Source organism: Paraburkholderia sp. J94 (assembly GCF_905220285.1).
Lineage (GTDB): Bacteria > Pseudomonadota > Gammaproteobacteria > Burkholderiales > Burkholderiaceae > Paraburkholderia > Paraburkholderia tropica_A.
Genome location: NZ_CAJMZH010000008.1, coordinates 411,770 through 437,767, shown reverse-complemented (window position 1 = coordinate 437,767; position 25,998 = coordinate 411,770). Strand labels below are relative to the sequence as shown.

Sequence of the window (25,998 nt, the reverse complement as noted above, 5' to 3'; positions counted from 1 at the left end):
GTGTAAGTGGTTGCCTGCAATAATATTGACTATGCAATCAATTCACAACATACTTTGCAGCGCATCAAATCCGTTGTTGTTTTTACGCCGCGATAGCGACGAATCGATGACGAATGCTGCGAGGCAATCACCGAAATTCCTGCCCAGGCAGAAAATTCTCGGGCTAGAATTCGCCAGTTTCGTTTGCCTGCGATGAGAGTGCTTTCCCCATGAGCGACGGCTCCAACATGTCCAGCAAAGTCGGCGTCGTGCCGAGTCTCGGCTACTTCCTGTCGACGGCCCGCAACGTGCTGGCCACCCGCATGGACCGCGCGGTTGCGCCGCTCGGGCTCACCTCGTCGCAGATCGGCGTGATCCTGCTGCTCTGGTACGAACGCGCGCGCACGCCCAACGAGATGTCGCGCGTGCTCTCGTACGACACCGGTTCGATGACGCGCATGCTCGACCGCCTGGAGCGCAAAGGTTTCCTGCTGCGTCAGCGCAGCCAGTCGGACCGCCGCGTCGTCGAACTCGTGCTCACGCCGCTGGGACGCGACGCGGCGCAGCAATTGCCCGACGCCATCGCCACGGTGATGGATGACCAATTGCGCGGCTTTTCCGCCGAGGAAGTCACGACGCTCGTGCATCTGCTGCAGCGCTTTATCGCCAATGACGCCGAAACCAGCGCGGTCTGTACGGGCGCCGAATGCCCGGACGGCCCGGCGGAAGGCGATTCAGGCGCCGATAGCGGCGTCGATAACGGCGCATAAGAACTGGCCGCCCGGCGGCCTCCTTTGGGCCGCTCGCAACGCTGTATTCGGGCCCTTCTGCAAGTGAATACCTGTCTGGGCAGAGAATGCCACGACACGAAATCGTCGGCCGCAAGCCCTACCCGGCTGCTTGCACGCGGCAACGGTCTGCCTCATTGAAAGCACCGCAAGGACACTGAAGATGGACGCATCCACCGCCGCGCCGGCCGGCGCGCCGCCGCAGACACCCGCACAGCCAGCGCCACCTGCGCCCCTTTCGGGCGGCACGCTCGCGCTGCTCACCGTGGGCCTCGCGCTCGGCACCTTCATGGAAGTGCTCGACACTTCGATCGCCAACGTCGCCGTCCCGACCATTTCGGGCAACCTCGGCGTGGCCAACAGCGAGGGCACGTGGGTCATCTCCTCGTACTCGGTGGCCTCGGCCATCGCCGTGCCGCTCACGGGCTGGCTCGCGCGCCGCGTGGGTGAAGTGCGCCTTTTCACGCTCTCGGTGCTGCTGTTCACGATCGCGTCGGCGGCCTGCGGCTTCGCCACGAACTTCGAGACGCTGATCGCGTTCCGGCTCGTGCAGGGGCTCGTCTCCGGTCCGATGGTGCCGCTCTCGCAGACCATCCTCATGCGCTCCTACCCGCCCGAAAAACGCGGGCTCGCGCTCGGCCTCTGGGCGATGACGGTGATCGTCGCGCCGATCTTCGGCCCGGTGATGGGCGGCTATATCACCGACAACTACACGTGGCCGTGGATCTTCTACATCAACGTGCCGATCGGGCTATTTTCCGGCGTGTGCGCGTTCCTGCTGCTGCGCGGCCGCGAAACGAAAATCACGAAACAGCGCATCGATGCCGTGGGCCTCGCGCTGCTCGTGATCGGCGTGTCGTGCCTGCAAATGATGCTCGACCTCGGCAAGGACCGCGACTGGTTCAGCTCGAAGTTCATCGTCGCGCTCGCGATCATCGCGGTGGTGTCGCTCGCGTTCATGCTCGCGTGGGAGGCGACGGAAAAAGAGCCGGTGGTCGATCTCTCGCTGTTCCGCGACCGCAACTTCGCGCTCGGCGCCACCATCGTCTCGTTCGGCTTCATGGCCTTCTTCGGCTCGGTCGTGATCTTCCCGCTCTGGCTGCAAACGGTGATGGGCTACACCGCCGGCATCGCGGGCCTCGCGACCGCGCCCGTGGGGCTGCTCGCGCTCGTGCTATCGCCCTTGATCGGACGCAATATGCACAAGCTCGACCTGCGCATGGTGGCGAGCTTCGCGTTCATCGTGTTCGCGCTGGTGTCGATCTGGAATTCGACCTTCACGCTCGATGTGTCCTTCAATGACGTGATCCTGCCGCGTCTCGTGCAGGGCATCGGCGTGGCCTGCTTCTTCGTGCCGATGACGACGATCACGCTCTCCAGCGTCTCCGACGAGCAGCTCGCAAGCGCGTCGGGACTCTCGAACTTTCTGCGCACGCTCTCGGGCGCGATCGGCACGGCGGTCAGCACGACCTTCTGGGAAGACGATGCGATCTATCACCACGCAGTGCTCTCGGAGTCGGTGAATCCGTATTCGGCGAACACGATTGCGTATCAGGACGCGCTGAAGACGCTCGGTTACGCGGGCCAAAGCGTGACGGCGAAAATAAACGATGTGGTGACGTCGCAGGGCTACATGATGGCGACCAACGACTTCTTCCGCATTTCGTGCGCGGTGTTCGTGGTGCTGGCGCTGCTGGTGTGGGCGACGAAGCCAAGAAAAGGCGCGGGACCGTCGATGGGCCATTGAGGCCCGGTCCCGCGCCTGGTGCGCTCTGAACGTTGAGAACGAAAACGTTCAGAGCGTTCAGAACGATTGGCGAGCGCGATTAGCGCGCCGTGATGCCGCTCGTCTGGATCTCGACGCGGCGGTTCTTCGCGCGGCCCTCGGCCGAAGCGTTCGAGGCGACCGGCTTCGAGAAGCCATAACCGTTCACCTCATACTGGCCCGCGTGCAGCCCGTGCGATTGCAGATAGTTGCGCACCGACTGCGCGCGGCGCAGCGAGAGGCGGTCGTTGTAGGCCTTCGTGCCCTTCGAGTCCGTATGGCCGTTGATGACGACGGTGCCGATGTTCACGCCGTCGCTCTGCTGGATGAACTGGTCGAGCGCCTGCTTGCCCGCGGGCAGCAGGTCGGACTTGTCGAACGCGAAGTTGGCGTCGGCGTTCAGCGTGATGGTTTGCGGCCGCGTGTCGACAGGCGGGGGCGGCGGAGGCGGCGGTGCGACGTGCGGCTGCACGACCGGTTGCGGTGCCTGGCAGATGAACATGATTTCACGCGGGTCGTTTTCGGGCACGAAGCCCGACGCCGCACGGTCGACTGCCGAGACGCGCAGCGGCTGCTTGTCGCCGCAGATCTCGTTGACCTTCTTCATACAGGCCTTCGAGCTTTCGAGCAGGCCCAGACACTGCACGCGATAGGCTTGCGTGCCATTCGCGAGCGTAACGATGTCGAGATTGTGCAAAGGCCCCGATGCCGTGGTGCAGCCTGCAGCCGCGACGAAAAGAGCGGCCAGCGGGACGGCGAGCGCACTAGCAGGCAGAAGTCGCATTTTCATTGTCGATTCGAGTGATGGAATAAGAGTGAACTGCCCGGCGCGGGCCGAACCAGCGCCAAGGTTACGAGGCCTCGGCGCTGCTGTTCCATCAGAAACGGCTTAAATGCGTAATCGGAGTGATTCGAATCGCGATAATCGTTCGGACTGCATTCGATCGTGCCGCCAGGCGGCAGTGCGATCGAATGCGGATCGGGGCAACGCCCGAAGGCGTCGCTCCGACACTGCGTCGACGCTATGCCGACTTCATTGCGCCGCGGCGGCGGGCGCCGAGGCCGGCGCGGTGGCGGTGGTCTTGCCCGAGTCGGCTTCGTCGCCGGCCTGGTCGTGGACCGGCTGCTCGACGCCGGTGCGCACGTACTGCTTGAAGGCCGCGCCCGCGGCCCACGGATCGGGCTTGCAGCCGATCGAACTGTCGCAGTGCGCCGCGAAACCGATCGTGGTCGTGCCGTCGGGGTTCTTCGTCTTCGTGATTTCGTAGGCCAGCGCACGCTTGCCGCCGCCGGGGCCGGTGGTCTGGATCAGCGTGTCGGTGGCGGTTTGCACTTCGTACTTCGAATGGCCGCGCACCCAGTCCTGGGCGCGTTGCCACCAGATGTCGCACTCGGGCTGATCGCCGCAGGTGAGCGGCGCGGTGGCGATCTGCATCACGTCGGGATTGACCTGACCGCGCGGCGCGCAGGCCGCCGCCGTCACGCAGAGCAGGATCGGCAGGATTCGTTTCATCGCGTGGGTTCCTCGCAGAATGGGCGCGCGGCGTGCGCGCGCCGGTCGTTTGTCGTTGGTGTGAGGTTCGTGTGACAAGGGCGGCGCGCGCAGCGATGCGTGACGTTGCGCGCGCGGCGCCAATATGACATTGGACTGCGTGGGCGCGCCAGTGTTTCGAGCAAAAGCGATACCCGGCGCGATCGAGCACGCACCACATGCACCACCTGCACCACACGCGCCGCCGCTGGACGGCGGCGCGGCCGTGCGACGGGCGCGGCGATCAAACGCTGTAGCGATTGAGCGTGTAGGCGCGATAGGCGGCGACGAAGGCGTCGAACGAGCCGACTTCCTCGCGTTCGAGCTTGGCCTGCTGATCGAGCGATTCGCGTGCGAGCGCTTCGAACTGCGCCGTGGCCTCGGCGTCGAGCGGACGCGAAAGGAAATACGCCGCGTGACGCTCGCTTTGCACGAGCGCAAATTGCAGGAAGGATTGCTGCTGCTCGCGCATCGTCTTCAACACGCGCGCGGACGGCGTGAGCGACGCATCGGCGAGCTTCGCGCGCTGTGCGGCCAGTGCGCGCGCATGTTCGTCGCCGCCCTTCGCCGCGTCGAGCAGCGCAGCCGCCTGCTCGATCTTCGCGAACAACTCGGTGGCCCAGTCCTGCATCGCGACGCGCTGGCCGTTGCGCGTGAGTTCGAGCCCCGGCTTGCGCCCTTCCTTCGTGACGATGCCGAAGTTCTCGTTGGCTTCCGCGTAATCGGCTTCCGGCAGCGACGCGCTCTCATCGAATGCGCAGGCGAGCAGATAGGCGTCGAGAAAACGCGCGGCTTCGAGCGAGATACCGGTCGGCTCGAACGGATCGATATCCATGCAGCGCACTTCGACGTATTGCACGCCGCGCGCGGCGAGCGCATGCAGCGGGCGCTCGCCCGGATACGTCACGCGCTTCGGGCGGATCGTCGAGTAGAACTCGTTCTCGATCTGCAGCACGTTGGTGTTGATCTGCACCCACTCGCCGTCGCGATGCGTGCCGATCGCCTCGTAAGGCGGATACGGCTGGCTCACGGCCTGTGCGAGCGCTGTGAGATAACCGGGCAGCGTGTCGTAATCGGCGTGCAGCGCGGACTGGCCCGTGGTGTTCGAGTAGCCGAGATCGCTCATGCGCAGGCTGGTGGCGTACGGCAGATAGAGCGTGTCGGCGTCGAAGGTGTCGAGCGTGTGCGGACGGCCGCGCAGGAAGCGCGCGTCGAGCGCGGGCGACGCGCCGAACAGGTACATCAGCAGCCAGCTCGTGCGGCGGAAGTTGCGGATCAGCGCGAGATAACGCTCCGACTGATAGTCGGTTTGCGTGGCCGTGGACTGATCGTGCGCGTGCAGCGTGCGCCACACGTCTTCGTTAAGCGAATAGTTGTAGTGGATGCCCGCGATGCACTGCATCGTGCGCCCGTAACGCAGCGCGAGGCCCATCCGGTAGACGTATTTCAGCTGGCCGATGTTCGAGCTGCCGTAACGCGCGATGGGAATGCCCTCGTCGCTCGCGGGCAGCAGGCCCGGCATCGATTCGTTCCACAGCATTTCGCCGTCGCGCGCGAGCACGCCGTAGACGAAGCGATGCAGTTCGTCGAGCTTGTCGAGCGTGATGGAGGCGTCGTGTTCGGCGGGCGTGATGATCTCGATCAACGCTTCCGAATAATCGGTCGTGAGCGACGGATGCGTGAGCGCAGAACCGAGCGCCGCGGCATGCGGCGTCGTGGCCAGCTGGCCGTCGCGCGTCACCCGCAGGCTTTCCTTTTCGATGCCGCGCAGACCGCGCGTGAGCGCGTCGCGTTGCGGCCCGGCGCTCAGCACGGAAAGGCGCTGTGCGAGAACGTCGTTCGTGCGTGTGGAGGTCGTGTCTGGCATTGAAGGCAGGTCGGGCTCTGGCCGGCGAGACGGTGCTGCGCGCGCCGCCGACAGGGATATTTTCGGTAGCGGGCACTTTAACATCTCGCCGGAAGACCTGCTTGAGGCCGCTTCGGGCGGGGTTTTGCGGCCTGTGGCGCGGGTTCGGCGGCGGTTCTGCCGCGTGCGGGCGGACGTCGAATCGGCGTGATTTCAACGCCGGTTTGAGGCGGGGTTGACGTCGGGTTGACGTGATCGCGACGGTTTTTATGTGATTGCAGAGATGCGTTTGCGCGACGTTCCGCCACGTCCATGTATCGGGCGTATCAGCCGCCGCGCGCCCCGCCCGCCCGATCGGCGATTTCGTTCCACAGATGCATCGCCGCATACGCGCGCCACGGACGCCAGGTGTCGGTGCGCGCGCGCTGCTGCGTCGCACGCACGAGCGCCGGATCGCGCGCGGCGATGGCCTGCATCAGCACGAGATCGGTGGCGGGCCAGGCGTTCGGATCGCGCCACGCGCGCATCGCCACGTATTCGACCGTCCACGGCCCGATGCCTGGCAGCGCGAGCAGCGCGGCGCGCATGGCGTCGAGTTCAGCGGCGTCGCCTGCCTGCGCCGCGCCCGGCAGATTGCTGCGTTCGATCGCGACCTCGCCGCTCGCGACCGCGCGCGCGAAGCCTTGCAGCGCCGCAACGCGTTTGCCCGGCATGCCGATGCCCGCGAGATCGGCGGCCCCGAGCGCGGCGGGCGTCGGAAAACGCCACGCGGTATGCGCGTGCGGATGCCCGTCGATGCGCTCGCCCACGCGCTGAACCAGCCGACCGATGATGGTCGTCGCAGCCTTCACGCTCACCTGCTGCCCGACGATCGCGCGCACCACCAGCTCGAAGCCCGACCACGCGCCCGGCACGCGCAGCCCCGGCACGGCCTCGATGAGCGGCGCGAGCCACGGGTCGCTCGAAAGATGCGCGCCGATGGCCGCCGTATCGGCCTGAAGATCGAACATGCGCGAGAGCGGCGCGGCGAGCGCCTGCGCGTGCGCGCTCACGGGCCCGTCGATCTGCACGACGAGGCAGCGCTTGCGCGCGTGGCGGCGCACGGCGAGCGTGCCGCTCGCGCCCGCGAAGTCGATGGCGCGCAGCCACGCGCCGTCCTCGACGGCTTCGACGCCGGGCGTCGCGCGGCCGCCGAAAAAGCGCAGCACGCGCGGCCAGTCGTAGGGCGCGCGAAACGGCAGTTCGAGCGTGGCGGAGTCGGTGCCGGACGCCGGGTTGGGCGGCGTCGGCCGGGATGTTCGGGATGTCGACTGGACGGCGCTCAAGCGGCGGTCTCCGGCGTGGCTGCGGCGCGTTTGGCGCGGGGTTTCTGGTCCGCTGGATCGGATGAATTCGCGGGCGAATTCGCGGCGGATTTAGCGGCGGGCTTCGCGATCGAAGTCCTGGCCGATTGTGCCGCATCGGGGCGCACCTCGCCCGCGCGCGCTTCCGCGTCGAGCAGCGCCGCCTTGCGCGTGATGCCCCAGCGATAGCCCGCGAGCGAGCCGCCCTTCTGCACGACGCGATGGCACGGAATCGCCAGGGCCACCGGGTTCGACGCGCAGGCGCTCGCCACCGCCCGCACCGCGCGCGGCGCGCCCAGCGCTTCGGCGATCTGCGTGTAGCTGCGCGTTTCGCCGTAGGGAATGTGCTGGAGCGCGTCCCAGACGCGCTGCTGGAACGCCGTCGGCGCCACGTCGAGCGGCAGGTCGAAGCGCTCGCGGCGGCCGTGCAGATAGGCGTCGATCTGCGCGACGAACGGCGCGAGCGCGGCGGCGTCTTCCACGCATCGCGCGTTTTCGAAGTCGGCGCGCAGGCCGGCCGTCAGCGCGTCGCCATCGTCGCCGAATGCGATGCGGCAGATGCCCTTCTCGGTGGCCGCGATCAGCACGCGGCCGAGCGGCGTGGCCGCGTTCGCGAAGCGGATCGTCAGGCCCGCGCCCTTGCGCCGGAACGCCGACGGCTTCATGCCCAGTTCGCCCGCCACGCTCTCGTAGAGCCGCGACGATGAGTTGAAGCCCGCATCGGCGCTGGCGCGCGTGACGTCGGCGCCCTGGGCGAGCGCGTCGCGCAGCACGGCCCCGCGGCGCGCGGCCTGATACTGACGCGGCGACACGCCCAGCACACGCTTGAACAGGCGTTGCAGATGGAACGGGCTCAGATGCACAGCCTCGCCGAGCTGCGCGAGCGTGAGGCGCGATGGCGGATCGGCGTCGAGCGCGGCGCAGGCGCGGCGCACGATGTCGAGTTCGCGCGGCAGTCCGCCCGGACGGCAGCGCTTGCATTCGCGATAGCCGGCGGCGCGCGCGGCGTCCGCATCGGCGAAAAACTCGACGTTCTCGCGGCGCGGCAGCCGCGATGCGCAGGACGGACGGCAGAACACGCCGGTCGTGCGCACGGCGTAGAAGAACTGGCCGTCGGCGTGGGCGTCGCGCGCCTGGACGGCGGCCCAGCGCTCGGCGTCGGCCTTGCTGCTCCTGGCGCTGTCGGTCACGGTTCGGGATGCGTCGTTCGGAATGGCGTTCATGTCAGGACTCCCGCTGGTGCTCGTGCTTGAGCTCACTCGATGGTCCCACTGTAAAGGCTCGGGCGCAGCACGGCGCGCCGGTTCTTGCGCTGTCGTTCGGGTGAAGTGCGGGTGAAGTTCGGGTGAACAAAAGGGCACCATTCACGCGCACGCCCGCCCTGTCAACGTGCAACTGCGACAAAATGGCACCATTGCGGGTTTTCCCTTAAAAACTTGTTGCGTCGCGTCAGACCGCTGTGTATAGTGATTCCTGTCTCCTCCATGTCTCCTCCTGATATGGATTAAGCCCGCTCACAGCAGCGGGCTTTTTTTCGTCCAGCGTTTTTAGCGCGCTCGGCGTCCGGTGTGTCCCCCGCCTTCCCCTACACTGCAATGACCGTTTCCGCACACGCCAATCGGCGGAGGACGTCATGCAAATCCAGATTCGCGAAATCGATCACGTGGTGATTCGCGCCGCCGATCCTGTCGTCATGACGCGGTTTTACTGCGACGTGCTCGGCTGCCGCGTGGAACGCGAGGAAGCGCAGCTCGGCCTCGTGCAACTGCGCGCGGGCCGCTCGCTGGTCGATCTGGTGTCGATCGGCGGCCCGCTCGACCGTGAGAAGGCGGACAACGCCAGCGTGTCGCCGACGGGCGCGGGCCGCAACATGGATCATCTGTGTCTGCGCGTGGAGCCGTTCGACGGCGCGGCGCTCAAGGCGCATCTCGCCGCGCTGGGCGCGCGTCCCGGCGATGTGGTCGAGCGATACGGCGCGGAAGGTTTTGGGCCCTCGCTGTATCTGTTCGATCCCGAGGGCAACATGCTGGAGCTGAAAGGGCCGCCGAACGGCTAGCCCCGAAGTGCCGCAAGTTGCGGCGGACGGCGCTCAGACGTTCTCGGGCGCCTTGAGCACAGTCCATTCGACGGCCACCGGCTCGCTCGTCGTGCTGCCGATCCACGCGGCGCCGTCCTGCACCGTGCATTGCAGGCGCATCGTCCGTTCGGCCAGCTTGCCGAGCGAGGCCGCCACGTCTTCGCCGAGCGACCAGACCGTCACGTTGCGCAGACGTTCGACCTTGCCGCGCACGCCCTGCCACCAGATGTCCGAGGTGCGGCCGCCGTAGGCGATCACGATCACCTCATCCGCGCGCCCCGCCGCCTTGGCGATGCGGCGCTCGTCGGGCTGGCCGACTTCGATCCAGGTCTGGATCGCGCCCGTGTAGTCCTTGCTCCACAGATCGGGCTCGTCGGTGTCCGACAGGCCCTTGCAGAATTCGAGACGCTCGCCCGCGAACAGCGCGAAGGCGGCGATGCGCACCATCATCCGGTCATTGGTTTCCGACGGATGGCACGCGATCGTCAGCGCATGGTCGGCGTAGTAATGCCGGTCCATGTCCGCGATCTGCAGTTCTGCCTTGAAGATGGTCGATTTGAGTGCCATGCCGAATTTCGCCCCTCGATACCCGCTGCGACGGCATGTGGCCGCGCAAAAACCGCACATGATAGCGAGTTTCCAGCACGAGCTGTGCCGGATTCATCAGACGGCGACGTCACGCTTACGTCGATTTGACGCCGAATGCACGTTGATGATCGGAAGCGAAAATGACGCCGCGATGAAGGGGGCGAAACAGAAACGGTGACGATGACGGGGACGAGCAAACGCTCGCGCCGCGCCTGTGTGTGCGCGGCGTCGGCGGCAATGCGCGCGAAGACCGGCTTATTGCTTGATGAAGCGGTCGCTGGTCCAGAGGCCCTGATCGTCGGCGTTGGCGGCGTTCACGAACTCGACGTCGTGGCCCACGACGCGCACCACGCGATACGACTGGTTTTCGGGCGTGGCGAGGCAGCGGTAATCCGCGAAATATTCCTGCATCTGCTGATGCTCGCCGGCCTGCTCGTGCTGGGAGACGGCATCGAGCTTGTCCCGGGAGAGGCAGCCGTACGCGCCCGGTTTGAGCTGCACGGTCTGTTGTGGCTTGACCGGCGCCTCTTGCGCCTGCGCCGGTAGCGCGGCGGCGAAACTCGAAGCGCCGACGACCCAAGCGGCCACGGCCATTGCGGATAGCCCTTTCATTGTTCTGCCTCCTGGGCGGGTTTGTTGACTTCGGTTAGCTATGTATTTAACGGCCACGTCCGACCCGCGTCTTTCAATGTAGAGGAGCGCGAAGGGAGTGCAAGAACAACTTGTGTGCAGGCGCAACAGGCGGCAACGAAAGCCGCGCCCGGACGGCGCGTAACCCGCATGACGCGCCGCACATAAAGACCTTCGACGCCCGCTTCGAAATGCTCGCGTGCATTCGCAAGTCGCTGAATAAAAACGATGCCAGGCTCGCCGCGATCGCGCCGCCGCCGCCGCCATATCGCGACTTGCGCACGCCCGATCTTCGTGGATAAATCGGGCTTCCCAATCGGGCTTCCCTTCAGGAGACTCCCATGACTCTCGCTCACTGGCTGCCGTTCGCGATCGCCTCGGCCATCCTCGTCGCTATTCCGGGGCCGACGGTGCTGCTCGTCGTGTCCTACGCGCTCGGCCACGGCCGCCGCTATGCGCTCGCGACCACCGCGGGCGTCGCGCTCGGCGACTTCACGGCGATGACCGCGTCGATGCTCGGCCTCGGCGTGATTCTGGCCGCCTCGGCGACGCTGTTTTCCGCGCTCAAGTGGGTCGGCGCCGCGTACCTGATCTATCTGGGCATCAAGCTCTGGCGCGCGCCCGTGGCGAACCCCGAAGCGCCCGATACCAGCGAAACGCGCACCGGCCGCATCTTCGCGCACGCCTTCGCGGTCACGGCGCTGAACCCCAAGAGCATCATTTTCTTCGTCGCGTTCGTGCCGCAGTTCATCGACCCGCATCTGCGCGCGCTGCCGCAGATCGTCGTCTTCGAGGCAACGTTCCTCGTGCTCGCGACGCTCAACGCCTTCGGCTACGCGCTGCTCGCCGCCGCGGCGCGCAAGGCCGTGCGCAGCCCGCGCGTGCAGCGCGCGGTCAATCGCACCGGCGGCTCGCTGCTGATCGGCGCGGGCCTGTTCGCCGCCGTCTGGAAGCGGTCGGCCGCCTGAATGCGCCCGGCCTCGCCCGTCGGTGTTTTCCCGGCTTGCGAAGGCGGGCACGCGCGCTGCTCAAGGCTTTACGTACGGCGGATCACGTTCGTTTCCGAATAAGTCGACGCCCGGCGTGCAAACTGTAGCGTTCCAGCTACAATGCAATTGCAACCGCTTGACAGCCAGGAGGTAATCGTGATCGAACACGTAATACTGGGCGCGTTTCTGGTCATCCCCCTCGTCATTGTTGTATTCCTGTTCTCAGACGAGATTCTTGAGGAGCACCGACAGCGCGTACTCGCCGGGGATCACCATATCGACTGGCGTCATCCGTTACGCAGCATTCTTCATCATTGATGAAGCGAGCCGGCGTCGCGCCCGGTCTCTACAGGTCCGGGCCGCGCGCACTCTGGCTTTGGCGCGCGCCGGCGTTCGTCCGGCGTCGCGTTAATTCATCATCCGCGTAATTCGTCGTTACCCTTTGCAGCACCTGTATCCGCGCTTCGGGGCCACAATCGTTTGCATGTTTTCATACAGTTCTCGAGGAGAACGACATGCGTAAGATTGCAGCCGTACTGGTGCTGGCAGGATGCGTGGTGGCGGCTGGCCCGGCCAGCGCGCACGATGGGGGTGGCGACGTGGTGGGCGCGCTCGTGGGCGGCGCGCTGATCGGCGCCGTGGTGGGTGCGGCGATCAACGGCCCGGTGGTCGCGGCGCCGCCGGTTTATGCCGAACCGGCCCCGGTAGCCGTGCCCGTCTACGCCGAGCCTGCGCCGGTCTATGCCGCGGCGCCCGCTCCGGGCGGCTGCTACGATCAGTATTCGGGCCGTTACGTGCCGTGCGGGCCGCCCCAACCCGCGCCGCCGCCGCCGTATGGCGGGTATGGGCAGCCGGGCTGGTAACAGGCTGGCAACGGATCGGCAACGGGTCAACAAGTCACCCGGCTTCGAGCCGATCCGTCACACGCGGCCGCGCTCCGGTTTCCCGGAGGCGGCCGCGAGTCATTTGGGCGGCGCGCTTTCGCGTGTCGCCATCGCTGATCAAGAAGCCTGCTCGACGGGCGTCACCTGCAGATTCAACTTCTGCGTCAAACGGATCACCGTGAATTCGACCGCGCGATCGATGCGCGAAGCGTCGAGCAGCCGTTGCAGCGCATCGATGCTGTCGACGGGCAGGCCGTCGATTGCAACGATCGTGTCGTCCACACGCAGGCCGCCTTGCGCCGCCGGACTGCCCTTCACGCTTTCCATCACCCGCACGCCGGTCGTCGTGGCCAGCTCGAAATAGCGCTGCACCTTGCGCGCGATCGGCACGTTGGTCCCGGCGATGCCCACATAGGCGCGGCGCACGCGTCCGTGCATGAACAGCTGCGTGATGACCCATTTCGCCGTATCGATCGCCGTCGAAAAGCAGATCGCCTGCGCGCCCGGGATGATCGCCGTGTTCACGCCGATCACCTGGCCCGCCGAGTTGACAAGCGGTCCGCCCGAATTGCCGGGATTGAGCGCGGCATCGGTCTGGATGACGTCGTAGATCATGCGCCCGGAGGCCGATCGCAGCGAACGCCCGAGCGCCGACACGACGCCCGTGGTGACGGTCTGCGCGAGTCCGAGCGGGCTGCCGACGGCGATCGCGATCTGGCCGACGCGCAATTTCGCCGATTCGCCAAGCGTGGCGTGCGGCAGGGCCTCGGACGCGCCGATGCGCAGCACGGCGAGGTCGGTGCTCGGGTCGTCGCCGATCAGGTCGGCGTCGTGCGTCGAGCCGTCGGCGAGCGTGACGCGCAGCGCGCTCGCGCCATGCACGACGTGGCTGTTGGTGAGCAGATAGCCGTCGGGCGTGAACAAAAAGCCCGAGCCGGTGCCGCCGCGCGCCGCGGCGTGGCCGGTCGGGCGATGCTCGACGGCGATATGGGCGACGGCGTGCTGCACGCGCTCGAGCGCCCCGATGACAGTTTGCGAATAGGCGTCGAGAATCGCTTCGTCGCTCGCGGTGCGCACGTGGGCGCCGTCGGGCGAGAGATCCCGAGCCAGATCGTCGATGAAGGCAGGTCGGCTTCCCACGATCGATGTTCTCCGATGAAAGTGGGCTCTACATGCAGGGAGTCCGCCGGGATTTCAAGATGGATTCGGCGAGCGGGAAAACTTCGCCTTGGAGGGTCATAACGCAGGGCGCGCGGACGGCTGGCGGCACGAACGAGGCGCGACGGTTAAGGATTGTCAGATCGGCCTCGTAGCCATTGATGGCCCAGGAATCAGCCGTGACAATGATTCGGCGGCGACGTCCCCTCGCGCCGTGTTGTCAGTAGGCAAGCTCTTCGCCGCGGCCCCTGCCGCGGCATTTTTTCGTCCGCGCATTGCGCACATGTCGTGGGCGTTGGTCGTGTTGGTCGTGCGCCGATTGCTGCGGAATCCTTAAAAAGAAAAAAGCCCGCGCGAAGGCGGGCTAATCCATGCTCGGGTTACATGGCGAGGTAAATCGGCGGGCCGTGCCTTTTTGCGGATTACCGCGGGCATCGGCCGGGACGAGCGGAATGCTCAGGCAGCGGCGCGTATTTGCAGGCGCTCGAGCTGGGTCATGAGCGAGTCGATCGTACAAAACTGGGCGTGGGAGAGCTGTGCCGTATCGAGCAGATTCGAGAGGCGCTTGTGCCAATACTCGAACGAAAGGATGGGGATCGCGCCTTCAGTCAGCAGCGATGGCACCATGACGCGCATGATGTGCGCGATTTCCTGATCGATAAACTTCACTTTTCACCCCCCGGAGATCATCGAAATCTCATTGACTGGATTTCGTGTAAACAACTGTAATTCGCCGCTCGGAGGTGTATAGCTATCACTTCTGATAGGGCGTTGTGAGGGCGTGTTCCACCCCGGATCAAAGCCTTGCCAGCCGGGCATTTCAGCCATCCTGACGATCGGTTGACAGGCTCGGATCGGGAGATATCCTGGTGTGGCTAGCGCGCTATTCACACGCATTTTGCGAGGTATTGCGCGTGGTTCTACGGGAGTGCTTAATGTCGCCAGCCGCGGCCGTAATAGCCGCCCACGCCTACCCCAATATCGACGGCCGGCGCCGCGTAATAACCCGGCGCATAACCGTAGCCGTATCCATAAGCCGGCGCCGGTGCATACGCATAAGGCGGCGCCACTACGCATCCCGTGAGGCTGGCGAGTCCGGCGGCCAGCGCAATCGCGCAACAGAGTTTGATCGTCTTCATCGTTTTCTCCTGATGCACGTATTGTCGGCGTGCGCTTCGTTTGAAAACGAAACGATGTGTGACGATGAATTACCGTCTAAAGGCGCGGCGGCGCTGCCACGCGGGGCGCGTAGCGATTCCTTACGTTTATGCGGAACTCGCAATGGGAATCGGCGGCGTATTCGGGGATTTTGCCTTTCGAAGGGCTAACGAAAACGCGTAAAAAGGCGCGTTATTTCCCAATACAAAAACGGCTGAAAATCACGCCGAGCAAATCGTCGGAAGTGAATTCGCCGGTAATGGAATTAAGCGATTCCTGCGCAAGCCGCAATTCTTCCGCAAAGAGATCGAGCGCCTGTGCATTTTGATCGGCATGCGCTGCTGCGTTGGCGAGCTGGTCGCGCGCCGCGCGCAACGCGATCAGATGGCGTTCGCGCGCGAGATAGACGCTTTGCGCGTCCGCCTGCCAGCCCGCGATGCGCAGCAGTTCCCCGCGCAGCAGCGCCACACCGTCGCCCTGCTTCGCCGACAAACGGACTTCGCACACCTGCGAGCCGTCGCTCGCCGCGCGCGTGGCGACGGCGGGCTCGACGCCCGTGAGATCGGTCTTGTTGAGCACGCGCACGACCGGCACGCCCGCCGGAAACCGCGCCGCGATGACTTCGTCTTCGGGCGTCATGCCCACGCGCGCGTCGAGCAGATGCAGCACCACGTCGGCGCGGCCGATCTCGCTCCACGTGCGCTCGATGCCGATCTTTTCGACTTCGTCTTCGGTGTCGCGCAGACCCGCCGTATCGATCACGTGCAGCGGAATGCCCTCGATCTGGATGGTTTGCGAGATCTTGTCGCGCGTGGTGCCCGCGACGGGCGTGACGATCGCGAGCTCCGCGCCCGCGAGCGCATTGAGCAGCGACGACTTGCCGACGTTCGGCTGCCCCGCGAGCACGACCGCGAGGCCCTCGCGCAGCAGCGCGCCCTGACGCGCCTCAGCCAGCACATGGTCGAGTTGCGCGCGGATGTGCGCGAGCTTGCCGCGCGCGTCGGCGGCTTCGAGGAAATCGATTTCTTCTTCGGGGAAGTCGAGCGTGGCTTCGACGAGCATGCGCAGCGTCACGACGTCGTCGACGAGTGCGTGGATATCGCGCGAGAACGCGCCGTCGAGCGAGCGGCCCGCCGAGCGCACCGCTGCTTCGGTGCTCGCTTCGATCAGGTCGGCGACGGCTTCGGCCTGCGCGAGGTCGAGCTTGTCGTTGAGGAACGCGCGGCGCGTGAACTCGCCGGGCTCGGCCAGACGCAGGCCGAACGCGCGCCCTGCCTCGATGCAGCGCTGCAAGACGAGTTGCAGCACGATCGGGCCGCCGTGCCCCTGCAGTTCGAGCACGTGCTCGCCGGTGTACGAATTCGGCGCCGGGAAATACAGCGCGATGCCGCGGTCGAGCGCGGTGCTTTCACCGTCGAGAAACGGCACGTAGCTCGCATGACGCGGCGCGAGCGTCTGGCCCGTGAGCGCCTGCATCAGCGTTTCGGCGGCAGCCGCGCCCGCGCGGCCGAACGAGACCCGCACGACGCCGATCCCGCCGCGTCCGGGCGCAGTGGCAATGGCAACGATGGGATCGGAATCGGTGGCGAGCATGGCGGGATGAATCGAGGTGGTCAAGGCCGCAACGGGCAGGCCGACGCCGCGACGGACGCCGGAAAGAAAGTGCGTGGATTGTAACGCGGCACGCGCGAGCGCCTTGGCGCCCGGCTTCGCCGAGTCTTATCTCAATTTATCTCAGATTGGCTAAGATTGATCTTAGAGCGCGGCTGCGATTTTCGGAGCGCGAAGCGGATCTCGCAGGCATCTCGTCGGCACAACGCCGCATTAACAGGCATCGACGAATCGCGCCCCAATTCGCAACCGATTTATTGCGCTACTTGCGACTTCAGGCGAACTCTAACTTATATGAGCTAGATCTAGCTCAACCAGTTGCCAACTTCGACAAAAGCCGATTGCACAATCTGGCCCATGCCAACGCCCGAAGAAAAAGCCGCCTTCGCTGAACGCCTGCAACTGGCGATGCGGCGCTCGCCCGACAAACCGCGCGGCAGCACGGATCTGGCGAACAAGTTCAATCTGCGCCACCACGGCGAGCATCCGGTCTCGCCGCAAACGGCTCACAAATGGTTGAGCGGCCGCACCATTCCCACGCACGACAAATTGCAGACGCTCGCCAGCTGGCTCGACGTGGATGTGCACTGGCTGCACTACGGCCCTTCTCCTCAAACGCCGGCGACCGGGACCACACCGAAGCCGCGCAAACCCGACGAGCGCTACCCGCTTTCCGAGGAAACGCTCGAACTCGCTTCGAAGATCGAGTCGCTGAGCCCGCACCATCGCTATTTGCTGGAAGAACTCGTTTCGCAGTTCTACGGCGGCCCGGAGAAACGCTGAGCGCCAGTATCGCCTGAGCGCGCTTTGCGGCTGCAAGCGAATAACGCGTCGTCCCTGTCCACGGACAAATAAAAAAGCCGCCCGGTTTGCACCGGGCGGCTTTTTTTGCGGCTAAGGCCTGAGAGACCGGAACCCGCGCTTACGCGGCTTCCTTCTTCTTGCTCTTGCCCATCATGCGCGTGATGTAGTACTGCTGCGCGATCGACAGCACGTTGTTCACGACGTAGTACAGCACGAGACCTGCCGGGAAGAAGAAGAACATGACCGAGAACGCGATCGGCATGAACATCATCATCTTGGCCTGGACGGGGTCCGGCGGCGTCGGGTTCAGCTTGGTCTGCACGAACATCGAGACGGCCATCAGCACCGGCAGGATGAAGAACGGATCCTGCTGCGAAAGGTCGTGAATCCAGAGAATCCACGGCGCGCCGCGCATTTCCACCGACGACAGCAGCACCCAGTACAGCGAGATGAACACCGGAATCTGGATCACCACCGGCAGACAGCCGCCGAACGGATTCACCTTCTCGGTCTTGTAGAGCTCCATGAGCGCCGCGTTCATCTTCTGCGGGTCGCTCTTGAAGCGCTCGCGCAGCGCCTGCATACGCGGCGTGATTTCCTTCATGCGCGCCATCGACTTGTAGCTCGCGGCGGACAGCGGGAAGAACACAGCCTTGATCAGCAGCGTGAGCAGCACGATCGCCCAGCCCCAGTTGCCCACGTAGCCGTGGATCTTCTCGAGCAGCCAGAACAGCGGCTTGGCGATGATCGTCACCCAGCCATAGTCCTTCACCAGCTCCAGACCCGGCGCGATGCCTTCGAGCATGCGCTCCTCTTCCGGGCCGGCGAACAGGCGTGCCTGCACGTTGTCGGTCGCGCCCGGCGCGATCGTGCCGAGCGGCTGCTTGACGCCCACGCGGTAGAGGTTGTTGTCGAACTTCTCGACGTAGATGTCACGCTTGACGCCCTGCTGCGGAATCCACGCCGTGGCGAAGTAATGCTGCACCATCGCGACCCAGCCGTTGTCGGCCTGGTTCACGTAGTCCGCCTTGTTCTTGTCGATGTCGCCGAACGTGATCTTCTGGAAGTGATGCTCGTTCGAGTACACCGCCGGGCCGATGAACGTATGCGAGAAACGCGGCGTTTCGACCGGCTCGCTGTCGCGCACGAGCTCCATGTAGAGCGTGGGCGAAACCGGCGTGCTGCCGACGTTCTGCACCTTGGTGTCGACGCCGATCACATAGCTGCCCTTCGTGAACGTGTAGGTCTTGCTGACCTTCACGCCGCCTTTTTCGGGCGATTCGAGGGCGATCTGGAACGACGTGGCGTCGCCGCTCAGGTCGCGCGGACCGTTGGCGACCGTGTAGACGTCGGTGTGATTCGGGAAGTCGCCGCCCAGCAGACCCGTACGCGCGAGGTACGTGTGGTCCTTGGTGTGGTCGAACAGCGTGATGTACTGGTCGGGTTGCTTGCCGTCGCCTTCCTTCACGAGCGAAAGCTTCGTGAGCGTGCCGCCGCGCGTGTCGATCACGCCGTCGTAGACATCGGTACGGAAGTGCACGAGCTGCGCGGCGGCTTCGGCGGGCTGGGCCGTGCCGGTGGGCGCCTGGCCTGCGGCCGTGGCCGGCAGATCGGAGGCGGCGTTAGCCGCGCTCGCGGGCGTCGCGCCGCTTGCGGCGGCCTGCTGCGTTTGCGTCGCGCTCGGGAAGAACATCGACTGACGTCCGTGGTCGCGCTGCCAGTTGTCGTACAGCATGACCGCTGACATGAAGAAGATGACCCATAGGACGGTGCGTTTGATATCCATGCGTTGTCTCAGTGTCGATGGAAGGCGCGTCAGCGCTTTTTCGGAGATGCAGGCGGGACCAGGTCGACGCCGCCCGCCGAAAACGGGTGGCAGCGGCAAAGCCGCCGCGCGGCGAGGTAAGTCCCGCGCGCGGCGCCATGATACTGGATTGCCTCGCGCGCGTAATCCGAACAGGAAGGGTAAAAACGGCAGCGGTTGCCGAGCAGGGGACTCACGGCAAGCTTGTAGAAGCGCAGTAAAGCGATCAGTACCGTTTGCATGGCGTGGCGGCCGGACAGCGCCGCTTGGAAAGACGAACGTCGTGCCCGGCCAGCGGGCGCGGCCTGCACAGCAATCGCGACGGACCGGCGCACGGCCCTCACGAGGCGGCGCTGCCCGTCTCGGGCGCGGCGCGCCGCTTCGCGACTTCGCGCGCGGCCTTGTCGAGCAACATCTCGATTTCGGTGCGGCAAAGTGTCTTCAGCGGCGGCGACGAAGCACACGGCATGGCCTTGCGGTCGAATTTCGTATGCAGGCGCAGCAGCAGGTCGAAGCCTTCGAACTGCGCGCGGCGCAAGCGAAACGCCTCGCGGGCGATGCGGCGCACCAGGTTGCGCGTGACCGCGCGCGGCGCGTACTTCTTGCCGATCACGAGCCCGAGCCGCGCCTCGTTGCCGGTGGCGCGCCCGTACACGACGAAGTGCGCGGCGCGGCGCCAGGGGCGCAAACGAAAAACGGATGAGAACTCATCCGTTTTCAGTAGCCTTGCGGCTTTCGGGAAAGCGGCCTGCGTTCGCGACGTGCTGTGAGGCACCTCGTTCGCGTTGTCCGCTTCGTCCGACAGTTTCACGTCTGGCCCGCTATCGTCGATCGTGGTCGATTGTGCTGATAGCGGTGCTATCGACAAAACTGGAAAGCGGCGCGCTTAGATGGCGAGACGCTTGCGACCCTTCGCACGGCGTGCGTTGATCACTTTGCGACCACCGGCGGTCTTCATGCGCACGCGAAAGCCGTGGGTACGCTTGCGACGGGTAACGGAAGGTTGGTAAGTACGTTTCATGTTGCTCTCACTTGTTGAGAAATGACCGCGGCGAGCATCGCGGAAAAAAGCAATGGCCGGTGGTACAAGGGATTGGTTTTCGCGGAACCCGCTATTTAATCCGGTTTTTCGTTGGCCGTCAATAGGTTAGAGCGGGTTAGCGCTTCGAAGGCCGCGCGAAGGGTCCGCGAAGGAGGCAAATCCGGTGCAAATCGCTCCGTCCCGTATTCGTGCGGCGCCTTGTTGCGCGACGCTCGCCCAGACTATGGGAGAAGATACGCCCCCTTGATCCGTCCCTGTGGATAACTTCCTGGCCAGGGCTTTTCGGCGTTAGAATCTCGGCTATCCCAAGAATCCTGCTTGCCGCTCCGGCCCGCCTGCTTGCCGCAACTCCTTGCCGCGCGGGCGTCCGGAGCATTTGTTTTCGCCCCGCCAGGGCCTTGTTGCATTTGTGCGACACGCGCGGCGCGAAGGCATTTGCACGCAAACAAAACGACCACAGCATCTCGATGAACGAATTCTGGCAACACTGTTCCGCACTACTGGAGCGCGAGTTGACGCCCCAGCAGTACGTGACGTGGATTAAACCGTTGGCCCCGGTTGCCTTCGACGCTGCGGCGAACACGCTGCAGATAGCCGCTCCCAACCGCTTCAAGCTCGACTGGGTCAAAAGTCAGTTCTCGGGCCGGATCACCGATCTGGCGCGCGACTTCTGGCAGACGCCCGTCGACGTGCAATTCGTCCTCGACCCGAAGGCGGGTATGCGCGCGCCTGTCGCCGCTCCGGCTCCGCGCGCGCCGCTGGCCGCCGCCGAAGCCGCGCCCGCTGCCGCCTCGGCGATCTCCGCCATGCAGCAAGCCGCGCCGATCCACGCGGGCGCCGCCGCTGTCGCCGCCATCAACAGCCTCGCCGCCGCGCAAACCGCGAGCGCGGCTCACGCCGACGACGCAGCCGACCTCGACCTGCCGAGCCTCGACGCCAACGAAGCCGCCGCCGGCCGCCGCAGCTGGCGTCCGGGCCAGGGCGCGGCCGCCGCGGCCAGCGCCGAGCCGGATCCGACCTACGAGCGCTCGAAGCTCAACCCGGTGCTCACGTTCGACAATTTCGTGACCGGTAAGGCGAACCAGCTCGCGCGCGCCGCGGCCATCCAGGTCGCCGACAACCCCGGCATCTCGTACAACCCGCTGTTCCTGTACGGCGGCGTGGGCCTCGGCAAGACCCACTTGATCCACGCGATCGGCAATCAGCTGCTGATCGACAAGCCGGGCGCGCGCATCCGCTACATCCACGCCGAACAGTACGTGTCCGACGTGGTGAAGGCGTACCAGCGCAAGGCGTTCGACGACTTCAAGCGCTACTACCACTCGCTCGACCTGCTGCTGATCGACGATATTCAGTTCTTCTCGGGCAAGTCGCGCACGCAGGAAGAGTTCTTCTACGCGTTCGAGGCGCTGGTCGCCAACAAGGCGCAGGTGATCATCACGAGCGACACGTATCCGAAGGAAATCTCGGGTATCGACGACCGCCTGATCTCGCGTTTCGACTCGGGCCTGACGGTCGCGATCGAGCCGCCCGAACTCGAAATGCGCGTCGCCATCCTGATGCGCAAGGCGCAGTCGGAAGGCGTGAGCCTGAATGAAGATGTCGCGTTCTTCGTCGCCAAGCATCTGCGCTCGAACGTGCGCGAACTCGAAGGTGCGCTGCGCAAGATCCTCGCGTACTCGAAGTTCCACGGCCGCGAAATCTCGATCGAGCTGACCAAGGAAGCGCTCAAGGATTTGCTGACGGTGCAGAACCGCCAGATCTCGGTGGAAAACATCCAGAAGACGGTGGCCGACTTCTACAGCATCAAGGTCGCCGACATGTACTCGAAGAAGCGCCCCGCGAACATCGCGCGGCCGCGCCAGATCGCGATGTACCTGGCCAAGGAGCTTACGCAGAAAAGCCTGCCGGAAATCGGCGAGCTGTTCGGCGGACGCGATCACACCACGGTGCTGCACGCCGTGCGCAAGATCGCCGACGAGCGCACCAAGGACGCCCAGCTCAACCACGAGCTGCACGTTCTGGAGCAAACCCTCAAGGGCTGACGGGGCGGCTCCCCTGAGGTTCCCCCTGTTTATTGCGTGGATCGCCCCCAATTTAGGGAAGTGGTCCGTTTTCAGGCACAATATGGGTTTAACCGTCCGGCGCTCCGGCCGACCGGGCGGATTCCACGCCACGGCCTGTGCTGCAGGGCGGCGCCGGGATCGGGCGCACGACGCCCGGCCCGGACAGGGTGCGCAGACCGTCACATCAACGAAGGAACTCTATGCAACTGGTCAAGACCGAACGCGATAACCTGCTGAGGCCGCTGCAAACGGTGAGCGGCATTGTCGAACGCCGCCACACGTTGCCGATCCTCGCCAATCTGCTGATCACCAAAACCGGTTCCGACGTCTCGTTCCTGTCGACCGACCTCGAGTTGCAGATCACCACGACGGCCGACTTCGGCGTTGGCAGCGAGCAGGTCGCGACCACGGTCGCCGCACGCAAGCTGCTCGACATCCTGCGCGCGATGCCCGACGGCCAGGTCACGCTCACGCTCGCCGACAAGCGCCTCACGGTGCAGTCGGGCAAGAGCCGCTTCGCCCTGCAAACGCTCGCCGCGGACGAGTTCCCCACGGTGGCGCAGGCCAAGGACTTCGGCGCGAACCTCGCGGTGCCGCAGAAGACCTTCCGCCAGTTGCTCGGCATGGTCTACTTCGCGATGGCGCAGCAGGACATCCGCTACTACCTGAACGGCATGCTGCTCGTGGTGGACGGCGACCAGCTGATGGCCGTGGCCACCGACGGCCACCGCCTCGCGTTCTCGTCGATGAAGATCGAAGGCTCGTTCGCGCGCCAGGAAGTCATCATCCCGCGCAAGACCATTCTCGAACTCCAGCGCCTGCTCGAAGACATCGACGACACGCTGAAGATCGACATCGGCTCCACGCAGGTGAAGTTCACGTTCGGCCAGGTCGAGCTCGTCTCGAAGCTCGTGGAAGGCAAGTTCCCCGACTTCCAGCGCGTGATCCCGAAGGCGCACAAGAACACCTTCCAGATCGGCCGCGAAGAACTGCAACGCTCGCTGCAACGCGCGGCGATTCTCACGTCCGACAAGTTCAAGGGCGTGCGCTGCATCATCGAGCCGGGTCAGCTCAAGATCATGTCGACCAACGCCGACCAGGAAGAGGCGCAGGAAGAACTGGAAATCGCCTACCAGGGCGACACCATCGACATCGGGTTCAACGTCACGTATCTGCTCGACGTCCTCGCGAACCTGAAGGTCGACACGCTGGAAGTGAGCCTCGGCGACTCCAGCTCCAGCGCGCTCATCACGATTCCCGAGAACGAGGAATTCAAGTACGTGGTGATGCCGATGCGCATCTAAAAAGCGCGACAGAAGAAGAACACCAGGGGGCGCTGCGCCCCTTTGGCGTTTTTATGGCTTTTCAAAAAGTCTCGAGCAGTAACGCTGGCAGTACAGCAGAACCGGAAAAATTCCATGACTGATACGAACAACTCGCAACCCGACAACAGCTACGGCGCTTCGTCGATCCAGATCCTCGAAGGTCTGGAAGCGGTGCGCAAGCGTCCCGGGATGTACATCGGCGACACGTCGGACGGCACCGGTCTGCATCACCTCGTCTTCGAAGTGCTGGACAACTCCATCGACGAAGCGCTCGCCGGCTATTGCAACGACATTCGCGTCGTCATTCACGCCGACAACTCGATCTCGATCACCGACAACGGCCGCGGCATTCCCACGGACGTGAAGATGGACGACAAGCACGATCCGAAGCGCAGCGCCGCTGAAATCGTGATGACCGAGCTGCACGCGGGCGGCAAGTTCGACCAGAACAGCTACAAGGTGTCGGGCGGCCTGCACGGCGTGGGCGTCTCGTGCGTGAACGCGCTGTCGAGCTTCCTGCGCCTGACCGTGCGCCGCAACGGCAAGAAGCACTTCATGGAGTTCCACCGTGGCGTGCCGCAGAACCGCGTGCTCGAAGAACGCGACGGCGTGACGGTCTCGCCCATGCAGCTGGTCGGCGACACGGAAAACCGCGGCACCGAAGTGCACTTCATGGCCGATGAAACCATCTTCGGCAGCGTCGAATATCACTACGACATTCTCGCCAAGCGCATCCGCGAACTCTCGTTCCTGAACAACGGCGTGCGTATCCGCCTGACCGACCAGCGCTCGGGCAAGGAAGACGATTTCGCGTTCGCGGGCGGCGTGAAAGGCTTCGTCGAGTACATCAACAAGGCGAAGACGGTCCTGCACCCGAACATCTTCTACATCTCGGGCGAGAAGGACGGCGTGGGCGTGGAAGTCGCCATGCAGTGGAACGACAGCTACAACGAAAGCGTGCTGTGCTTCACGAACAACATTCCGCAGCGCGACGGCGGCACGCACTTGACGGGCTTGCGCGCGGCCATGACGCGCGTGATCAACAAGTACATCGCCGACAACGAAATCGCCAAGAAGGCCAAGGTCGAAACCTCGGGCGACGACATGCGCGAAGGTCTGTCGTGCGTGCTGTCCGTGAAGGTGCCGGAGCCGAAGTTCAGCTCGCAAACCAAGGACAAGCTGGTGTCGTCGGAAGTGCGCGCGCCGGTGGAAGATGTCGTGGCGAAGGCGCTCGAAGACTTCCTGCAGGAAACGCCGAACGACGCGAAGACCATTTGCAGCAAGATCGTCGACGCCGCGCGTGCGCGCGACGCCGCACGCAAGGCGCGTGAGATGACGCGACGCAAGGGCGTGCTCGACGGCGTGGGCCTGCCGGGCAAGCTCGCGGACTGCCAGGAGAAGGATCCGGCGAAGTCCGAGGTGTATATCGTCGAGGGCGACTCCGCAGGCGGTTCGGCCAAGCAGGGCCGCGATCGTAAGTTCCAGGCGATCCTGCCGCTGCGCGGCAAGGTGCTGAACGTCGAGAAGGCGCGTTACGACAAGCTGCTCTCGTCGGAGCAGATCGTCACGCTGATTACCGCGCTCGGTTGCGGTATCGGCAAGGAAGATTACAACCTCGATAAGCTGCGTTATCACCGCATCATCATCATGACCGACGCGGACGTGGACGGTGCGCACATCCGCACGCTGCTGCTCACGTTCTTCTATCGCCAGATGCCGGAGATGATCGAGCGCGGTTATGTGTATATCGCGCAGCCGCCGCTTTACAAGCTCAAGGCGGGCAAGGACGAGCGTTATCTGAAGGACGACGCCGATCTGAACGCGCATATGCTGCGCCTGGCGCTGAATGGCTCGGAGCTGGTGCCGACGGAAGGCGCGACGGCGATTTCGGGCGATGCGCTGGGTGAACTGGCGCGGTCGTATCAGTTGGCTCGGGCGGTGGTGGATCGGTTGTCGCGTCTGTATGACGTGCGCGCGCTTGAGGCCATTATGGATGGCGTGGCGATTGATCTTTCGAGTGAAGCGTCGACGGAGGCTTCGGCTCGGGCGCTCGAAGCGCAGCTGCGCGATGATCCTTTGAAGCCTGAGGTTTCAGTCGTGCCGATGTATGACCCGGTGCGTGAGCAACGTTCGCTGCGTGTGGAACGTCGTCATCATGGGAACGTTAAGGTTTCTGTTATTGATGAAGAGTTCCAGCTGACCGCGGATTATCAGCAGCTTGTGAATACGGCTAATACGTTTAAGGGTTTGATCGGCAAGAATGCGCTGATCAAACGTGGTGAACGTAGCATGGCTGTGACGGACTTCAAGAGCGCGATGAAGTGGCTGATTGCGGATGCTGAGCGCAATGTCTCCAAGCAGCGTTATAAGGGCTTGGGTGAGATGAATCCTGAGCAGCTTTGGGAAACGACGATGGATCCGGCTGTGCGTCGTTTGTTGCGCGTGCAGATCGAGGACGCTATTGCTGCCGATGGGATCTTCACTACGTTGATGGGTGACGATGTGGAGCCGCGTCGCGCGTTTATTGAGAGCAATGCGCTGCGGGCGGGGAATATTGATGTTTGATGGTGTTGTAGCGAGAGCCATAACCTGAGATTTTGGGAAGCATCC

The 25,998-nt window shown here is 64.6% G+C and carries 26 protein-coding genes; 11 read left to right on the top strand and 15 right to left on the bottom strand.

Annotated elements, in window-relative coordinates; all coding sequences use genetic code 11:
• Positions 1–209 precede the first annotated feature (209 nt).
• Together U4Y88_RS19915 and U4Y88_RS19910 are read left to right on the top strand one after the other, a co-directional pair.
• The gene (locus U4Y88_RS19915; RefSeq protein WP_321785816.1) at positions 210–749 is read left to right on the top strand and encodes a MarR family transcriptional regulator; all 540 of its coding nucleotides are present in this window, start codon (positions 210–212) and stop codon (positions 747–749) included.
• A 181-nt stretch (positions 750–930) separates the two neighbouring features.
• Positions 931–2,514, top strand: a complete 1,584-nt coding sequence (locus U4Y88_RS19910; protein ID WP_321785814.1) for a DHA2 family efflux MFS transporter permease subunit — start codon at positions 931–933, stop codon at positions 2,512–2,514.
• 79 nt (positions 2,515–2,593) lie between these two features.
• Here U4Y88_RS19910 and U4Y88_RS19905 read toward each other — a convergent pair whose 3' ends face one another.
• From U4Y88_RS19905 to ada, 5 genes are all read right to left on the bottom strand, one after another.
• Positions 2,594–3,322: an OmpA family protein gene (locus tag U4Y88_RS19905; RefSeq protein ID WP_321785812.1), complete on the bottom strand. Its 729-nt coding sequence runs from the start codon at positions 3,320–3,322 to the stop codon at positions 2,594–2,596.
• 243 nt (positions 3,323–3,565) lie between these two features.
• A complete protein-coding gene (locus tag U4Y88_RS19900; RefSeq protein WP_310632417.1) occupies positions 3,566–4,045 on the bottom strand; it encodes a hypothetical protein in 480 nt (159 codons plus the stop codon).
• Positions 4,046–4,307: 262 nt separating this feature from the next.
• Positions 4,308–5,930, bottom strand: a complete 1,623-nt coding sequence (gshA, locus tag U4Y88_RS19895; RefSeq protein WP_321785811.1) for a glutamate--cysteine ligase — start codon at positions 5,928–5,930, stop codon at positions 4,308–4,310.
• A gap of 305 nt (positions 5,931–6,235) precedes the next feature.
• Positions 6,236–7,150 carry a DNA-3-methyladenine glycosylase family protein gene (locus U4Y88_RS19890; protein WP_321785857.1) on the bottom strand — a complete coding sequence of 305 codons (915 nt, stop codon included), beginning with the start codon at positions 7,148–7,150 and terminating at the stop codon, positions 6,236–6,238.
• A gap of 80 nt (positions 7,151–7,230) precedes the next feature.
• Positions 7,231–8,475: a bifunctional DNA-binding transcriptional regulator/O6-methylguanine-DNA methyltransferase Ada gene (ada, locus tag U4Y88_RS19885; RefSeq protein WP_321785810.1), complete on the bottom strand. Its 1,245-nt coding sequence runs from the start codon at positions 8,473–8,475 to the stop codon at positions 7,231–7,233.
• A 410-nt stretch (positions 8,476–8,885) separates the two neighbouring features.
• On the opposite strand from ada, the gene U4Y88_RS19880 reads away from it, so the two are divergent.
• Positions 8,886–9,308, top strand: a complete 423-nt coding sequence (locus U4Y88_RS19880) for a VOC family protein (protein WP_224018381.1) — start codon at positions 8,886–8,888, stop codon at positions 9,306–9,308.
• 33 nt (positions 9,309–9,341) lie between these two features.
• Here the strand turns inward: U4Y88_RS19880 and U4Y88_RS19875 are convergent, their stop codons facing one another.
• The gene (locus U4Y88_RS19875) at positions 9,342–9,896 is read right to left on the bottom strand and encodes a YaeQ family protein (RefSeq protein ID WP_224018383.1); all 555 of its coding nucleotides are present in this window, start codon (positions 9,894–9,896) and stop codon (positions 9,342–9,344) included.
• 276 nt (positions 9,897–10,172) lie between these two features.
• Positions 10,173–10,511 (bottom strand): surface attachment protein Sap1, encoded by a 339-nt coding sequence (gene sap1 / locus U4Y88_RS19870; RefSeq protein ID WP_321785855.1) that lies wholly within the window; start codon positions 10,509–10,511, stop codon positions 10,173–10,175.
• Between the two features lie 128 nt (positions 10,512–10,639).
• Between sap1 and U4Y88_RS19865 the strand changes: the two genes are divergently transcribed.
• The 4 genes from U4Y88_RS19865 (at position 10,640) to U4Y88_RS19850 (ending at position 12,399) form a co-directional block, all read left to right on the top strand.
• Positions 10,640–10,849 (top strand): hypothetical protein, encoded by a 210-nt coding sequence (locus U4Y88_RS19865; RefSeq protein WP_321785808.1) that lies wholly within the window; start codon positions 10,640–10,642, stop codon positions 10,847–10,849.
• 39 nt (positions 10,850–10,888) lie between these two features.
• On the top strand, positions 10,889–11,515 hold the full coding sequence (locus U4Y88_RS19860; RefSeq protein ID WP_224018385.1) for a LysE family translocator: 627 nt from the start codon (positions 10,889–10,891) through the stop codon (positions 11,513–11,515).
• A 177-nt stretch (positions 11,516–11,692) separates the two neighbouring features.
• Positions 11,693–11,854 (top strand): hypothetical protein, encoded by a 162-nt coding sequence (locus U4Y88_RS19855; protein ID WP_167371405.1) that lies wholly within the window; start codon positions 11,693–11,695, stop codon positions 11,852–11,854.
• 197 nt (positions 11,855–12,051) lie between these two features.
• A complete protein-coding gene (locus tag U4Y88_RS19850) occupies positions 12,052–12,399 on the top strand; it encodes an ecotin precursor (RefSeq protein ID WP_321785806.1) in 348 nt (115 codons plus the stop codon).
• A 138-nt stretch (positions 12,400–12,537) separates the two neighbouring features.
• Here the strand turns inward: U4Y88_RS19850 and U4Y88_RS19845 are convergent, their stop codons facing one another.
• From U4Y88_RS19845 to mnmE, 4 genes are all read right to left on the bottom strand, one after another.
• Positions 12,538–13,560, bottom strand: a complete 1,023-nt coding sequence (locus U4Y88_RS19845; protein WP_310630164.1) for a S1C family serine protease — start codon at positions 13,558–13,560, stop codon at positions 12,538–12,540.
• A 474-nt stretch (positions 13,561–14,034) separates the two neighbouring features.
• A complete protein-coding gene (locus U4Y88_RS19840) occupies positions 14,035–14,247 on the bottom strand; it encodes a hypothetical protein (RefSeq protein ID WP_310630163.1) in 213 nt (70 codons plus the stop codon).
• Between the two features lie 263 nt (positions 14,248–14,510).
• Positions 14,511–14,717, bottom strand: coding sequence for a hypothetical protein (locus tag U4Y88_RS19835; RefSeq protein ID WP_224018400.1), 207 nt, complete (start codon positions 14,715–14,717; stop codon positions 14,511–14,513).
• A 211-nt stretch (positions 14,718–14,928) separates the two neighbouring features.
• Positions 14,929–16,329: a tRNA uridine-5-carboxymethylaminomethyl(34) synthesis GTPase MnmE gene (gene mnmE, locus U4Y88_RS19830; RefSeq protein ID WP_321785854.1), complete on the bottom strand. Its 1,401-nt coding sequence runs from the start codon at positions 16,327–16,329 to the stop codon at positions 14,929–14,931.
• Positions 16,330–16,704: 375 nt separating this feature from the next.
• Between mnmE and U4Y88_RS19825 the strand changes: the two genes are divergently transcribed.
• On the top strand, positions 16,705–17,130 hold the full coding sequence (locus tag U4Y88_RS19825; protein ID WP_224018402.1) for a transcriptional regulator: 426 nt from the start codon (positions 16,705–16,707) through the stop codon (positions 17,128–17,130).
• Positions 17,131–17,269: 139 nt separating this feature from the next.
• On the opposite strand, the gene yidC is transcribed toward U4Y88_RS19825, so the two are convergent.
• The 4 genes from yidC to rpmH form a co-directional block, all read right to left on the bottom strand.
• Positions 17,270–18,937 carry a membrane protein insertase YidC gene (gene yidC, locus U4Y88_RS19820; protein WP_224018404.1) on the bottom strand — a complete coding sequence of 556 codons (1,668 nt, stop codon included), beginning with the start codon at positions 18,935–18,937 and terminating at the stop codon, positions 17,270–17,272.
• A gap of 29 nt (positions 18,938–18,966) precedes the next feature.
• Entirely contained in the window at positions 18,967–19,197 is a 231-nt protein-coding gene (gene yidD / locus U4Y88_RS19815) for a membrane protein insertion efficiency factor YidD (RefSeq protein ID WP_028211944.1), read from the bottom strand.
• A 98-nt stretch (positions 19,198–19,295) separates the two neighbouring features.
• Positions 19,296–19,766 (bottom strand): ribonuclease P protein component, encoded by a 471-nt coding sequence (rnpA, locus tag U4Y88_RS19810; protein WP_415774467.1) that lies wholly within the window; start codon positions 19,764–19,766, stop codon positions 19,296–19,298.
• 75 nt (positions 19,767–19,841) lie between these two features.
• Positions 19,842–19,976 (bottom strand): 50S ribosomal protein L34, encoded by a 135-nt coding sequence (rpmH, locus tag U4Y88_RS19805; RefSeq protein WP_004198824.1) that lies wholly within the window; start codon positions 19,974–19,976, stop codon positions 19,842–19,844.
• 488 nt (positions 19,977–20,464) lie between these two features.
• On the opposite strand from rpmH, the gene dnaA reads away from it, so the two are divergent.
• The 3 genes from dnaA (at position 20,465) to gyrB (ending at position 25,953) form a co-directional block, all read left to right on the top strand.
• Positions 20,465–22,042: a chromosomal replication initiator protein DnaA gene (dnaA, locus tag U4Y88_RS19800; protein ID WP_321785804.1), complete on the top strand. Its 1,578-nt coding sequence runs from the start codon at positions 20,465–20,467 to the stop codon at positions 22,040–22,042.
• A gap of 221 nt (positions 22,043–22,263) precedes the next feature.
• A complete protein-coding gene (gene dnaN, locus U4Y88_RS19795; protein ID WP_321785803.1) occupies positions 22,264–23,367 on the top strand; it encodes a DNA polymerase III subunit beta in 1,104 nt (367 codons plus the stop codon).
• Between the two features lie 114 nt (positions 23,368–23,481).
• Positions 23,482–25,953 (top strand): DNA topoisomerase (ATP-hydrolyzing) subunit B, encoded by a 2,472-nt coding sequence (gene gyrB / locus U4Y88_RS19790; protein WP_310630161.1) that lies wholly within the window; start codon positions 23,482–23,484, stop codon positions 25,951–25,953.
• Positions 25,954–25,998 lie beyond the last annotated feature (45 nt).

What these genes read in the sequence shown, in the direction of transcription:
- U4Y88_RS19850 (WP_321785806.1), top strand. Translation starts at nt 12,052, where the DNA reads ATGCGTAAGATTGCAGCCGTACTGGTGCTGGCAGGATGCGTGGTGGCG.
- yidD (WP_028211944.1), bottom strand. Translation starts at nt 19,197, where the DNA reads ATGCAAACGGTACTGATCGCTTTACTGCGCTTCTACAAGCTTGCCGTG.
- sap1 (WP_321785855.1), bottom strand. Translation starts at nt 10,511, where the DNA reads ATGGCCGTGGCCGCTTGGGTCGTCGGCGCTTCGAGTTTCGCCGCCGCG.
- gshA (WP_321785811.1), bottom strand. Translation starts at nt 5,930, where the DNA reads ATGCCAGACACGACCTCCACACGCACGAACGACGTTCTCGCACAGCGC.
- gyrB (WP_310630161.1), top strand. Translation starts at nt 23,482, where the DNA reads ATGACTGATACGAACAACTCGCAACCCGACAACAGCTACGGCGCTTCG.
- yidC (WP_224018404.1), bottom strand. Translation starts at nt 18,937, where the DNA reads ATGGATATCAAACGCACCGTCCTATGGGTCATCTTCTTCATGTCAGCG.
- U4Y88_RS19905 (WP_321785812.1), bottom strand. Translation starts at nt 3,322, where the DNA reads ATGAAAATGCGACTTCTGCCTGCTAGTGCGCTCGCCGTCCCGCTGGCC.
- mnmE (WP_321785854.1), bottom strand. Translation starts at nt 16,329, where the DNA reads ATGCTCGCCACCGATTCCGATCCCATCGTTGCCATTGCCACTGCGCCC.
- rpmH (WP_004198824.1), bottom strand. Translation starts at nt 19,976, where the DNA reads ATGAAACGTACTTACCAACCTTCCGTTACCCGTCGCAAGCGTACCCAC.
- ada (WP_321785810.1), bottom strand. Translation starts at nt 8,475, where the DNA reads ATGAACGCCATTCCGAACGACGCATCCCGAACCGTGACCGACAGCGCC.
- U4Y88_RS19835 (WP_224018400.1), bottom strand. Translation starts at nt 14,717, where the DNA reads ATGAAGACGATCAAACTCTGTTGCGCGATTGCGCTGGCCGCCGGACTC.
- U4Y88_RS19880 (WP_224018381.1), top strand. Translation starts at nt 8,886, where the DNA reads ATGCAAATCCAGATTCGCGAAATCGATCACGTGGTGATTCGCGCCGCC.
- U4Y88_RS19915 (WP_321785816.1), top strand. Translation starts at nt 210, where the DNA reads ATGAGCGACGGCTCCAACATGTCCAGCAAAGTCGGCGTCGTGCCGAGT.
- U4Y88_RS19900 (WP_310632417.1), bottom strand. Translation starts at nt 4,045, where the DNA reads ATGAAACGAATCCTGCCGATCCTGCTCTGCGTGACGGCGGCGGCCTGC.
- U4Y88_RS19910 (WP_321785814.1), top strand. Translation starts at nt 931, where the DNA reads ATGGACGCATCCACCGCCGCGCCGGCCGGCGCGCCGCCGCAGACACCC.
- dnaN (WP_321785803.1), top strand. Translation starts at nt 22,264, where the DNA reads ATGCAACTGGTCAAGACCGAACGCGATAACCTGCTGAGGCCGCTGCAA.
- U4Y88_RS19875 (WP_224018383.1), bottom strand. Translation starts at nt 9,896, where the DNA reads ATGGCACTCAAATCGACCATCTTCAAGGCAGAACTGCAGATCGCGGAC.
- dnaA (WP_321785804.1), top strand. Translation starts at nt 20,465, where the DNA reads ATGAACGAATTCTGGCAACACTGTTCCGCACTACTGGAGCGCGAGTTG.
- U4Y88_RS19860 (WP_224018385.1), top strand. Translation starts at nt 10,889, where the DNA reads ATGACTCTCGCTCACTGGCTGCCGTTCGCGATCGCCTCGGCCATCCTC.
- U4Y88_RS19825 (WP_224018402.1), top strand. Translation starts at nt 16,705, where the DNA reads ATGCCAACGCCCGAAGAAAAAGCCGCCTTCGCTGAACGCCTGCAACTG.